The organism is Streptomyces albipurpureus, from assembly GCF_023701525.1.
GTDB lineage: Bacteria > Actinomycetota > Actinomycetes > Streptomycetales > Streptomycetaceae > Streptomyces > Streptomyces albipurpureus.
Window position 1 is genome coordinate 292441 of record NZ_JAMQAW010000011.1, and the last position, 12097, is coordinate 304537.

At 68.3% G+C, this 12097-nt stretch carries 11 protein-coding genes; 10 read left to right on the plus strand and 1 reads right to left on the minus strand.

All coding sequences use genetic code 11. The features are described 5' to 3' along the window. Positions 1-347 precede the first annotated feature (347 nt). From NBG84_RS15480 to NBG84_RS15520, 9 genes are all read left to right on the plus strand, one after another. The gene (locus tag NBG84_RS15480) at positions 348-2117 is read left to right on the plus strand and encodes an FAD-dependent monooxygenase (protein ID WP_250920011.1); all 1770 of its coding nucleotides are present in this window, start codon (positions 348-350) and stop codon (positions 2115-2117) included. Positions 2118-2208: 91 nt separating this feature from the next. Further along, a complete protein-coding gene (locus tag NBG84_RS15485) occupies positions 2209-2997 on the plus strand; it encodes a CoA transferase subunit A (protein WP_250920012.1) in 789 nt (262 codons plus the stop codon). 70 nt (positions 2998-3067) lie between these two features. After that, positions 3068-3724, plus strand: coding sequence for a CoA transferase subunit B (locus tag NBG84_RS15490; protein WP_250920013.1), 657 nt, complete (start codon positions 3068-3070; stop codon positions 3722-3724). 535 nt (positions 3725-4259) lie between these two features. Next, positions 4260-4721 (plus strand): ATP-binding protein, encoded by a 462-nt coding sequence (locus NBG84_RS15495; RefSeq protein WP_250920014.1) that lies wholly within the window; start codon positions 4260-4262, stop codon positions 4719-4721. Between the two features lie 824 nt (positions 4722-5545). Then, complete coding sequence (locus tag NBG84_RS15500) at positions 5546-6469, plus strand: VOC family protein (RefSeq protein WP_250920015.1); 924 nt, start codon at positions 5546-5548, stop codon at positions 6467-6469. Positions 6470-6526: 57 nt separating this feature from the next. Further along, on the plus strand, positions 6527-8272 hold the full coding sequence (locus tag NBG84_RS15505; RefSeq protein WP_250920016.1) for an FAD-dependent monooxygenase: 1746 nt from the start codon (positions 6527-6529) through the stop codon (positions 8270-8272). Between the two features lie 21 nt (positions 8273-8293). Further along, complete coding sequence (locus NBG84_RS15510; protein ID WP_250920017.1) at positions 8294-8800, plus strand: DoxX family protein; 507 nt, start codon at positions 8294-8296, stop codon at positions 8798-8800. 59 nt (positions 8801-8859) lie between these two features. Beyond that, positions 8860-9576: an SDR family NAD(P)-dependent oxidoreductase gene (locus tag NBG84_RS15515; protein WP_250920018.1), complete on the plus strand. Its 717-nt coding sequence runs from the start codon at positions 8860-8862 to the stop codon at positions 9574-9576. Positions 9577-9686: 110 nt separating this feature from the next. After that, positions 9687-10118 carry a nuclear transport factor 2 family protein gene (locus NBG84_RS15520; RefSeq protein ID WP_250920019.1) on the plus strand — a complete coding sequence of 144 codons (432 nt, stop codon included), beginning with the start codon at positions 9687-9689 and terminating at the stop codon, positions 10116-10118. A 336-nt stretch (positions 10119-10454) separates the two neighbouring features. Here the strand turns inward: NBG84_RS15520 and NBG84_RS15525 are convergent, their stop codons facing one another. Then, positions 10455-11123 (minus strand): response regulator, encoded by a 669-nt coding sequence (locus NBG84_RS15525; RefSeq protein ID WP_250920020.1) that lies wholly within the window; start codon positions 11121-11123, stop codon positions 10455-10457. Positions 11124-11593: 470 nt separating this feature from the next. Between NBG84_RS15525 and NBG84_RS15530 the strand changes: the two genes are divergently transcribed. Further along, the gene (locus tag NBG84_RS15530; protein WP_250920021.1) at positions 11594-12040 is read left to right on the plus strand and encodes a hypothetical protein; all 447 of its coding nucleotides are present in this window, start codon (positions 11594-11596) and stop codon (positions 12038-12040) included. Positions 12041-12097 lie beyond the last annotated feature (57 nt).

The following is a 12097-nucleotide window of genomic DNA, read 5'->3' on the forward strand; positions in this document are numbered from 1 at the left end:
GCCGGGAAGGCCCCGGTCGCCCGTCACCGCTGCACGAGCGACCGGGGGCAAGCGGACGGCCCCGCCAGCAGACAGACCCCGGAGTCCGCGACATCGCCCACGCTCCTCCGCCGGGACGCTCCTCCGGCCCCACGGCCCTACCAACGGCGGCGGCCACGGGCAACGGCCGGCCCTTGGGCGAGCCCAAGGCGGCTTCCACAAGGGGTAGTTGCCCAAGGCCCCCGCGTTCATCGGCGAGGGGCTCGAAACAACCCGGAGTCCGCGCGGGGATCCCTCCGCGCCCCTGACCGACCGGTGCGCCCACGCGCCGGCGACCACCTCGGACAGCTCAGTATCGAGAGGCTTCGATGCGTACCATCGACACATCCGTGCTCATTGTTGGGGCAGGTCCGGCCGGTTTGACGGCCACGGCCCTGCTCGCCCGCTCGGGCGTTCAGACGATCACCGTGACCAAGTACGGGGGCACGGCGAACTCGCCGCGCGCCCACATCACCAACCAGCGCTCGGGCGAGGTCTTCAGGGACCTCGGCATCGAGGACCGGGTGGCCGCGTTGGCCACCCCCCACCACCTGATGGGGAACAACGTCTGGGCCACCAGCTTCACCGGCCAGGAGATCGCCCGACTGATGACCTGGGGCGCGGGCATCGAACGCAACGCCGACTACCAGGCCTCCAGCCCCTCCCAGATGTGCAACGCACCCCAGCACATCCTTGAACCAGTGATCCTGGAAGCCGCCCGGGAGTCGGGCGCGGACATCCGGTTCGCCACCGAACTCGTGGCGATCAGCCAGGACGAGGACGGCGTGCTCGCCACCGTCCGCGAGCGCACCACCGGCTCCGAGTACGCCATCCGCGCCCAGTACGTGATCGGGGCCGACGGGGGCCGCAGCACCGTCGCCACCCGGCTCGGCTTCACCTTCGACGGCGAGAGCGGCCTCGGCGCCGCGGTCAACGTATGGCTGGAGGCCGACCTCACCCCCTACACCGCGCACCGGCCGGGCACCCTGTACTGGATGTGCCAGCCGGGCAACGACTACTGGGTCGGCAGTGGCACCTTCATCTGTGTGAAGCCGTGGACCGAGTGGGTCATGCTCTTCATGTACGACCCCGCTGACGGCGAACCCGATATCAGCGAGGAGGCGATGCTGGCCCGCGCCCGGACCACCATCGGCGACCCCGAGGTCGCGGTACGCATCAAGGCGGTCAGCCGCTGGGAGATCAACCACCTGGTCGCCGCCGAGTACCGCAAGGGGCGCGCGTTCCTCGTCGGTGACGCCGCACACCGGCACCCACCCGCCAATGGACTGGGCTCCAACACCTCGATCCAGGACTCCTACAACCTGGCCTGGAAACTCGCCGCGGTCGTCCACGGGCAGGCAGGCCCGGAACTGCTCGACAGCTACGACGCGGAACGCCGCCCGGTGGGAAAGCAGGTCGTGGACCGCGCCATGAAGAGCGTGGCCGACATGCTCCCCATCTCCCAGGCCCTGGGATTCAGACCTGGGCAGAGCGCGGAGGAGGGCTGGGCGAGCCTGGCCGAGGTCTTCGCCGACAGCGACGCCGCACAGCAGCGCCGCACCGCGCTGAAGCAGGCCGTGGCACTCCAGAACTACCAGTTCAACAGCCACGGCGTGGAGATGGGCCAACGATATGACTCCGGTGCCGTCATCGACGACGGCACCCCGTATCCGCCCTTTGAGCGCGACCCCGAGCTCTACTACCACCCCACCACCCACCCCGGGGCCTACCTCCCCCACGCCTGGCTGCAACACGGCACCCAACGCCTCTCCACCCTCGACCTCGCCGGAAGAGGGAGCTTCTCCCTGATCACCGGAGTCGGCGGCGAACCCTGGCTGGACGCGGCGAAGAAGATGGCCGCCGAATACCGCATCGACCTCCCCGCGCACAGCGTCGGCGCCCGGTGCGCCTACGACGACGTGTACGGGGACTGGGCCGACCTCCGCGAGATCACCGACCACGGATGCCTACTCATCCGCCCGGACCGGCACATCGCCTGGCGCAGCCATGACCTGCCCGCCGACCCCGAGCAGGCACTGCGCGAGGCACTGGACCGGATACTGGCCCGCCCTGCCGCGGTGCGCCGCCCGGCGAACTGACCCCGCGGCCCCGCGCGTTCCCTCACCGGCCAGACCCTGGCGTCCGCGCGAGCCGACCAACGCCAACCGCGCCTTTCCCCGAAGAGGTCCCATGGACAAGACACTTCCCTCCGCCGCACTGGCGGTCGGCGACATCGGCGATGGAGCATCCATCGCGGCGGGTGGCTTCGGCCTCTGCGGAATCCCGAGCTTGCTGATCGGAGCTCTACTGGACACCGGAGTAAGCCGACTCCATGTGGTGTCGAACAACTGCGGTGTCGATGACTGGGGACTCGGCCTGCTGTTGACAGCCGGCCGCATCGCCCGGGTCACAGCGTCCTACGTGGGTGAGAACAAGGAGTTCGCGCGTCAGTATCTGGCGGGCGAACTGGAGTTGGAACTCACCCCGCAGGGCACCCTGGCGGAGCGACTACGCGCCGGTGGGGTGGGAGTCCCGGCCTTCTACACCCCCGCTGGCGTCGGAACGCAGATCGCCGAGGGCGGACTGCCGTGGCGGTACGGGCCGAACGGACAGGTCGCGGTGGCCTCCCCCGCCAAGGAGTCGCGCACCTTCGGTGACCGGGTCCATGTCCTGGAGCAGGCCATCACCACCGACTTCGCACTGGTACGGGCGGCGAAGGCGGACCGGCACGGCAACCTCGTCTTCCACGCATCCGCACGGAACTTCAACCCGCTGGTGGCGATGGCCGGGAAGATCACCATCGTCGAGGCCGAGGAACTGGTCGAACCGGGCGAGCTGGAACCCGACGAGATCCATCTGCCCGGTGTGTTCGTCCAGCGCGTCATCGTCGCCTCGCCCGGGGACCCCCGGGCCGCCAAGCGCATCGAGCGACGGACCGTGAGTACCCCTTCCGGCGCAGGCTCACCAACGCCGCGGTGACCGCGAACAGACCTCGCTCCGGCGTTCCGGGGCCCCACTCATCGGTGTTGTGCGCAGAAGGAGAACGACCGTGGCTCTGACCAGGGACCAGATGGCGGCCAGGGCCGCACAGGAATTGGCCGACGGACAGTACGTCAACCTCGGCATCGGCCTGCCCACCCTCATCCCCAATCACCTCCCCGACGGTGTCGAGGTGATGTTGCACAGTGAGAACGGCATTCTCGGGGTCGGCTCCTACCCCCTCCCGGAGGATGTGGACCCCGACCTGATCAATGCGGGCAAGGAGACGGTGACCACGCTGCCGGGCGCCTCGTTCTTCGATTCTTCCCTCAGTTTCGGGATGATCCGGGGCGGCCATCTCGATGTCGCGATCCTGGGCGGGATGCAGGTCTCCGCCACCGGCGATCTGGCCAACTGGGTCGTCCCCGGCAAGATGGTCAAGGGCATGGGCGGGGCGATGGATCTGGTGCACGGCGCCCGGCGGGTGATCGTACTGATGGAACACCTCACCAAGGACGGCGCGCACCGGATCCTCGACAGCTGCACTCTGCCCCTGACCGGTCGCCGCGTGGTCCATCGCGTCATCACGGACCTGGCGGTCCTGGACATCGGACCGGACGGTCCGATACTGCGGGAGACGGCACCGGGCGTCACCGTCGACGACATCCGGGAAAGGACCCAGCCGGCGCTCCTGGTGCCGACTCCGCCGGTGACCATGGCGGTCTAGCCCCTGGGCCCGATGGGGCCCCGGTGACCATGGCGGTCCAGCCCCTGGGCCCGATGGGGCGGGCCCGCACCCCTGGACTTCGCCGTCCTGGGGTGCGGGCCTCGTACGCGTTGGACCGACCCGCTCGCAGCAGCGTGCCGCACCGAGGGCTTCGCCCCCTCTCAGGCCGCCCCCTTCGACGCCACAGGGCTGCTCACCACCCTCGTGGAGCCTGCCGCGCCCTATCCCGGCAACAGCGGGACGACCCGGCATCCGCTGGCGCGGCACATCCTCGGCGTTCTCGCAACTCGGGCAGGAATACCCGCCAAAACACTCATGTTACATTCATGCGCATACAAAAGGATTCGGATGGGAACTGCCCGAAGCGGCACCTGGGCAGTGACACCGCAGGGAACCCGGCCACCGGTACGGACCGCACGCCCCGTCGTGGCGACGGAACCTTCTCCCACTTCCGAATCACGGCAGCCCTCAGTGCCGCGCGGCGGCTGCCCTCTCTCCTCGATCACCATCCTCTGAGGTCTGAGAGAGGACGACGATGCTCCCCTCCGACGGTGTGAACACCCCGACCGCCGCCATCCCCTGCCCCCGGCCCACGAGCCCTCACGCCCTGCTGGCGCTCCCTTCCCAAGGGGAGTGGGTGGCGACCGCGCGCCGCTTCACCACGGACCTGCTCCGCTCCTGGAAGGTCACCGACGAGGACCAGGAGTCCGCGGTGCTCATCGTGGACGAGTTGACCGTCAACGCGGTGCAGCACGGCCACGCCGACACCACACTGGCCGTGGCGCTGGAGGACGGGATGCTGCTGATCGCCGTCGCCGACTCCGGGGCGTGTGTGTCCCATCAGCCAGCGGAGGGGTTCGACCCCGACGAGCACGGGCGGGGCACCCACATCGTGGAGTTCCTCGCGCACCGGATGCATGTCCAGCTGGAGGAACACGGCTGCCGGGTGAGTGTGGCACTGCGGGTGGCAGCCGATGATCCGAGCGGGCAACGGTAGGCGGCCCGCATGTCCGCCGGCCTGTCGATTCACGCCCCATGGGCGGATTCCCCCGCCGATTCCCCTCCTGGCCCGGAAGCGCGGCCCCACGTCAGGGCAGGAACAGGGGCCGCGCTCCCGGAGTCGGCGGCGTCTCGGTTCGCCCGCTGTCCGCGGGCGATGCCACCAGACGCCTCGATGGCCACGATCGCGCCGGGCGCGGCTCAGCGCGGCGGGCAGCGAGGGGCCGCGGAAGGCCGGCGGTGGAGCACGCCATACACCCCTGGAACCGTTATAGACCTATCTTTTTCGATAGGTCAATCAATTTTCGAATGTTTACTAGATATTCGACTATCGTGGCCGCTCTGCTCTCCGATCGATCGTCTGGGTGCGCACCCACTCCCCCTCCGGTCGATTCACGCAGGTCGGGCACCGAGTCCCGCTCACTCAAGGGTCCGCCAGGCCGGACGCCGGCCCTCCCCGGCACACCCAGCCCACCCAGCCCGATCAGGGGCGCCGCTCCCGCTTTCCGCCACGGCGATCGACGTCGAATCAAGGTCACAGCGAAAGTGCAGCAAACTTTCGAAAGCTTATTGACTCGCCGAATGTCGTGCCGTACACATATGACATCCGGATGGCAGCCGATGCGGCGGTCGTCCGACAAAGGAGTCGCGAGCCTCGCCCCGCGAGCGTCGTCCGACCGCCCCCGGCGGTGGACGCGCCCCCGGTACAGCACCGCTCGACCGGCTTCACCAACCACATACGGGACATCCGCGAACGGCGCACCAGAGGACCGCAGAGCGGGCTTCTGAGATCACTTCAGCATCCGTAAGGAGTGTGGAACGATGCCGCTCCACCGCCTCAACTCTCTTGTCATCGGAGTGCCCAACGTCGGCGAGACATCCGCCTACTACTCCGACTTCGGCCTCACTCAGGACGACGCGGGTTGGTTCACCACCCGCGACGCCGGGCGGCAGCTCAAGATCGTGCACGCTCCCACCAGACGTCTGATCGAAGTGAGCATGGGCGTCGACGACTCCGACGACCTGGACCGGATCGCCGGCCGCCTCGCGAAACTGGACATCCCCTCCTGGCGCGAGGGCACCGCGTTGGTGACCCATGAGCCCGTCGCCGGGTTTCGCGCGGTGATCCGCATCGCCGACCGCATCCAACAGGCCGAGGAACCGCCGACGCCCTACAACGGGCCCGGTCGACTGGAACGCGGGCCCGGGCGTGCCCCCGGAGTACTGCGCAGCCATCCCGTCCGCCCACGCAAACTCGGTCATGTCGTCGTCGGGTCGACCGACCACGAGGTGACCCGGCGGTTCTTCACGGATGGGCTCGGCTTCAAGACCAGCGACGCCATCAAGGGCCACGGCACCTTCATGCGGTGTTCGACCGACCACCACAACGTCCTGGTCCTCGCCGCCCCGGTGAACTTTCTGCACCACACGTCCTGGCAGGTCGAGGACATAGACGAAGTCGGCAGAGGTGCCTTCAGCATGTTGGAGGAGCACCCGGAACGTCATATCTGGGGGCTCGGGCGCCATCACGCGGGCTCGAACTTCTTCTGGTACCTGAAGGACCCGGCGGGCAACTTCTCCGAGTACTACTCCGACATGGACAGCATCCTCGACGACCAGCTGTGGACTCCCGAGACGTTGGAGGGCGCCAAGGGGCTCTTCAGCTGGGGACCGCCGCCGCCACCGTCCTTCCTGCGTCCCGAAGACCTCGCGGCGCTGATGACCGGCTCCCACCAGGCCTCATGACCCTCCCATCAGCCCGATCCCCCCGGCACACCGCCCGGCAGAGAGGTCGATCCACCCATGCGCACTCTTGAGACCGACGTCCTCGTCGTGGGCGCGGGGCCGGCAGGCCTCACCGCCGCCGCACTCCTCGCGCGGTCCGGCGTCGACGCGGTCACCGTCACCAAGTACCCCGCCACCGCGCACACTCCCCGCGCGCACATCACCAATCAGCGCGCGATGGAGGTCTACCGCGATCTGGGCGTCGAGGACGGGGTCCGCGCGGTGGCCACCCCGGGCGAACTGATGGGCGACAACGTCTGGGCCACCAGCTTCGCCGGCCAGGAACTCGCCCGAATGAAGGCATGGGGAACCCGCGTCGACCGCAAGGCCGACTACGAAGCGGCCAGCCCCTGCGAGATGAGCAATGTGGGACAGCACCTGCTGGAACCCATCATCCTCCAAGCAGCCCTGGACAACGGGGCGGACATCCGCTTCAACACCGAACTGGTGGAGATCAGCCAGGACGAGAACGCGGTGTACGGCACCGTACGCGACCGGGGCACCGGTGAGACCTACACCGTCAGGGCCAAGTACGCCCTGGGCACCGACGGTGGCCGCAGCACGGTGGCCGAGCAGCTCGGATTCCGCCTGGAAGGTGAGACGGGCCTCGGCCACGCGGTCAACGTATGGCTGGAGGCGGATCTCACCAAGTACCGGGAGCACCGCCCCGGCACCCTGTTCTTCACCATCCAGCCGGGGAAGGACTTCTGGCTCGGAGCGGGTACCTACATCTGTCTCAAGCCGTGGACCGAGTGGGTCCTCATCGTGGTCTACGACCCCGCGGTGGAGCAACTCGACATCAGCGAGGAGGCCATGCTCGCCCGGGTGCACGCCACCATCGGCGACCCCTCCGTCGAGGTGCGCATCAAGGACATCAGCCAGTGGCAGATGAACCATGTGCTCGCCACCGAGTACCGCAAGGGGCGCGTCTTCCTCGCCGGGGACGCGGCACACCGCCACCCCCCGGCCAACGGCCTCGGCTCCAACACCTCGGTCCAGGACTCCTACAACCTCGCCTGGAAGATCGCGCTGGCGGTGCGCGGCAGGGCCGGTGACGGTCTGCTCGACAGCTACCACGCCGAGCGCCATCCGGTCGGCAGACAAGTGGTCGACCGGGCCTTGGCGAGCGTTGGACTGGTCGCCGAGATCCCCTCCGTACTGGGTATCCGCGCGGGCCAGAGCGATGAGGAGGGCAAGGCCGCACTCACCGAGTTCTTCAGCCCGAGCGAGCAGGGCCGGGAGCGCCGGCACAAGCTGGAGACCGTGCTTCGGGAGAACGACTACCACTTCAACGCGCACGGTGTGGAGCTCGGGCAGTGCTACACATCCGGCGCGATAGTCCCCGACGGCACCGAGGAACCTCCCCACCTCCGCGACGCCGAGTTGTACCACCGCCCCACGACCTACCCGGGCGCAAGCCTGCCGCATGTCTGGCTCGAACACCGGGGCCAGCGGATCTCCACCCTCGATCTCGCGGGCCGCGACAGCTTCACCCTGCTCACCGGCATCGGTGGGGAGAAGTGGCTGGACGCCGCAGAACGGATCTCGATCGAGTTGGGTGTCGAGATCGTGCCCCGCGCGGTCGGCTATCGGCTGGCGTACGACGACGTCTACGGCGACTGGAGCCGGCTGAGGGAAGTCGACGACCGCGGCTGTCTGCTCGTACGCCCGGACCGGCACATCGCCTGGCGCTCTCAGGACCTGGTCGATGACCCCGTACAGACCCTGCGGCACGTCATGCGGCAGCTACTCGCTCTCGGCTGAGCGCCCCCAAGGAGAACCATCATGGAAATCGGCCTACTCGTGCTGCGACTGCTCCTCGGCGGGCTCCTCTTCGGGCACGCCGCCCAGAAGATGTTCGGGTGGTTTCGCGGGCACGGCCCGGACGGAACCGGCACGGTCTTTGAGACCTGGGGGTTCCGGCCCGGAAAACCGCTGGTCATCCTGGCTGCGGTATGTGAGTTGACCGCCGCGGCTTCGATGGTGCTCGGACTGCTGACCGCCCTGGGAGCGGCGATCGCGCTGGGCACGATGCTGGTCGCGGGCTCCGTCAATGTCTCCAAGGGCCTCTGGGCGCAGAGCGGCGGTTATGAACTCCCCCTGGTGTACGGCGGCCTTGCCATGGGGCTGGGCTTCACCGGGCCCGGGGAGTGGTCGCTCGACCACGCCTTCGGACTGTCGGAGCTGTCCGGCGCGGGCTGGGGCTCGGCGGCCGTGGCCCTCGGCCTTGCCGCCGGATTGATCCCCATCGCCAGGGCGGCCCGTGAACGCCGTAGCCAGCCCGCTTCTTAGCCCTCCCGCTGTCCCCACACACCCGGGCTCCCCCGCGGTGAGAGAGAAAGGCACCACTCATGGTCGGACCAGGTAGTCACGTTGTCGTCATCGGCGGCACCAAAGGACTGGGATTCGAGGTGGCGAAGGCCTGCGTCGCGCGCGGCGCTCGCGTCACCCTCACCGGCCGTGACCAGGCCACCGCACAAGCCCGTGCGAAGGAACTCGGCGATCTCGCGGTCGGCGCCGTCTGTGAACTGACGGACTGGAACTCCATCAGAGCCCTGTTCGCCGAGATGGACGTCGTCGACCACATCGTGCTCACCGCTCTGGACCGGGACTTCAACACCATCGCCGACTTCCGCCCGGACGACTGCGCCCGGACGACGCTGATGAAGACGGTCGGCTATGCCACCGCCGTCCATGAGGCGTTGCCGAAGTTCTCCGACGACGCCTCCGTTGTGATGTTCAGCGGACTGTCCATGTGGCGCCCCGTCCCGGGGTCCACGACGATCTCCATGGCGAACGCGGGGATCATCGGACTGGTCAACTCCCTCGCGGTGGAGGTCCCGCCGGTACGGGTGAACGCGATCACCCCGGGAATCGTCACCGGAACCGCTGCCGTGGACGACGCGGACGACGTCCGCGCAGACTGGTTCGAGACGATGCGTCAGCGCACCCCCGCGAAACGTCTGCCGACCGCTGACGACATCGTCGCCTCGACGTTGTTCCTCCTGGAATGCCCCGGCGTCAACGGAGCGAATCTCGTCGTGGACGCCGGAATGCACCTCGCCTGACCGCCGTCCCTCGGGTGCGGGCCACCGGGAACAGCCCGCACCCGAGGGCGCACAACGCCAAGGACCCAGCCAAGTCCGCACTGATCTCCCTACCGTAAGGAAGACCCGCCATGACCGACACCGGCCTCCCCCAGTCTCCACGAGCCATAGCGGATGCGTACTTCAAGCGAATGGACGCGGGCCAGGACTTCCTGGACCTGTTCGCCGACGACGCGTACGTCGTTTTCCCCAAGCACGCTCCGGCCAGGGGCATCGAGGAGGTCCGCGGCCTCTTCGGTGACATCTTCGTGCTGTTCACCTCAGTGGTGCATGAGATCGCCTACTTCAACCACATCTCCCAGGGGGACCTCCTGGTCGTGGAGGGGACCACCCACGGAGTCCTGGCCGATGGGACGAAGTGGCGTGCTACCGAGGGGCTCGGCGGGCGGTTCTGCAATGTCTTCGAGATCCGCGACGGGAAGATCCATCGGCTGCACATCTACCTCGACCCCGACTACGGCGACGCCGACACCGCTCGCTACCCCTGGCTCTCGGCCGCCTGACAACCGCGTCACACGGACTGCGGGGACTCCACCGCTGTGCGCCGGGCGCTCAAGTCCACCCCAACTGACACCGGCCCGGCGCACCAGGACCTCCTCTGCGAAGGCACCGAACCAACGGCCTCCACGCCTGCCCGCGCAGGAGCTCTGCCCGCGGAAAGCCGACCCGACCTGCCGCCTACCCCGTCTACCCGAGCGGGACCGAGCCCGGCCCGGCCGCCCCCGCTACGCCGCGGGCGGACCATACGCGTCCCTGGGCATCGCCGAACGCCACTCGGCCAGACCTTGGGCAACAAGCCGAGGGCTGTTGGAAAATCACCGTGCGGGTCGTTCTGCTGGTCAGCGGTGTGGTTCCGGTGTGTCCATCAGCCGGCTCTCCCAGGCCCAGGCGGCGACCTCGACACGGTTGCGCAGGCCGAGTTTGGTCTGGATGGTCGACAGATGGCTCTTGACGGTGCTCAACGAGATAAAGAGCCCGGCTGCTATCTCCCGGTTGGTGCGACCTCGCGCTATGGCGCGGGTGACTTCCAACTCGCGGTCGGAGAGGGGACGATCGGGTCGGGGCGCGTTCGCCGCCTTGACCGGGGCGAGTTGGCGCAGCAGACGAAGGGTGATCGAGGGGGATATCAGTGCGTCTCCGGTGTTGGCGGCGCGGATGGCCTCGACAAGCAGGGCCGGGCCGACGTCCTTGAGGACAAAGCCAACAGCCCCGGCCCGCAGTGCTCCGTAGACATACTCGTCGAGGTCGAAGGTGGTGACGATGACCACGCGAAGCGGATCAGGAAGGCGGGGGCCGGCCAGAGCGCGGGTGACCTCGATGCCGTCGAGGCGAGGCATGCGGATGTCGACGAGGCATACGTCGGGCCGTAGCCGCCGGGCCATGGCGACCGTTTCGGCGCCGTCGGCTGCTTCACCGATGACGGTGATGTCGGGCTGGTCCTCAAGGATGAGCCGCAGGCCGCGGCGGATCATCGCCTGGTCGTCGGCGAGGAGGACCTTGATGGTCAACGGCGGTCTCCCACGGGGATCGGAACGGTGGCGAACACGGCCCAGCCGCGACGGGGTTCGGGGACCCCGAGCGTACCGACGGGGGCCTCGACGCGCTCACCCAGGCCCGATGATGATCGCAGTCCCATGCCGTCCGCCCGGTGGTTCCTCCGTGTTCACGCATGCCACGCTAGGCGATTCCCCCGAGCAGCACACCGGCCGAAAGTACGAGCGGCCGGGTGGCAAGGTACGGGGCTTCGCTTTCGCCCAACACGCACCGTCATGGAGGCGAGGAGACCCGCTCCGGCCGCCCGCTCCCTATCCCGCTCCCTATGAGGTGGAGCGTGCCCTCGATATGGCAGACGGGCCCCGTGGAGGTCGCGAGATCAGACCCTCGGTGGGTCGCCGGGCGAGCCCGTGGTTGATCTCAGAGGCCTGCGGGGTGTTCGCCAGGGGCGGGTGTTGTCAGTCCTGGATGCCAGGATCACACCATGGTTATGTGCAACTACTTCTCCGCGCCCGATGACGGCACGGCTGTCGGCGTTCTTGAGCAGCCCGGTGGTCCGGACACCGCGAATTTCGATGTGGTGTCCCTGAAGGGGATCGATCCGGTCGTGGTGATGGCCCAGCTCGAAGCGATCCTGACCGACTCCACCTATGACGAGGCGATCCAACGCCCTCGCTCGGGGCAGCTGCTCTCGTCCCCGGACGCGGAGAGCGCGTTCATCGTGAGTGTGTCCGACACCCTCCAGGAGGCGCTGGCATCGGCCTCGCCCGGCGCCCTCGTCGAAACCGCCGGTCCGTGGTCTGCGAGCGATGAACTCCAGGCGTCCGGCATCACCTCCGAAACGGCGGTCCAGGTGTTGGTTCTGCTGTCGGGACTGGCCAGCCGCGCACGATTGGCTGATCGCCGGATGTACTGCTGGTGGGCCCTGTGAGAGGTGCCGGTACGGACCCGCTCGCGGGAGGGGACACAAGAGAAGGAACCCCTTCAC

Coding starts and splice junctions, on each gene's coding strand:
- NBG84_RS15485 (WP_250920012.1), top strand. CDS start 2,209: ATGGACAAGACACTTCCCTCCGCCGCACTGGCGGTCGGCGACATCGGC.
- NBG84_RS15505 (WP_250920016.1), top strand. CDS start 6,527: ATGCGCACTCTTGAGACCGACGTCCTCGTCGTGGGCGCGGGGCCGGCA.
- NBG84_RS15515 (WP_250920018.1), top strand. CDS start 8,860: ATGGTCGGACCAGGTAGTCACGTTGTCGTCATCGGCGGCACCAAAGGA.
- NBG84_RS15520 (WP_250920019.1), top strand. CDS start 9,687: ATGACCGACACCGGCCTCCCCCAGTCTCCACGAGCCATAGCGGATGCG.
- NBG84_RS15495 (WP_250920014.1), top strand. CDS start 4,260: ATGCTCCCCTCCGACGGTGTGAACACCCCGACCGCCGCCATCCCCTGC.
- NBG84_RS15500 (WP_250920015.1), top strand. CDS start 5,546: ATGCCGCTCCACCGCCTCAACTCTCTTGTCATCGGAGTGCCCAACGTC.
- NBG84_RS15530 (WP_250920021.1), top strand. CDS start 11,594: ATGGTTATGTGCAACTACTTCTCCGCGCCCGATGACGGCACGGCTGTC.
- NBG84_RS15510 (WP_250920017.1), top strand. CDS start 8,294: ATGGAAATCGGCCTACTCGTGCTGCGACTGCTCCTCGGCGGGCTCCTC.
- NBG84_RS15480 (WP_250920011.1), top strand. CDS start 348: ATGCGTACCATCGACACATCCGTGCTCATTGTTGGGGCAGGTCCGGCC.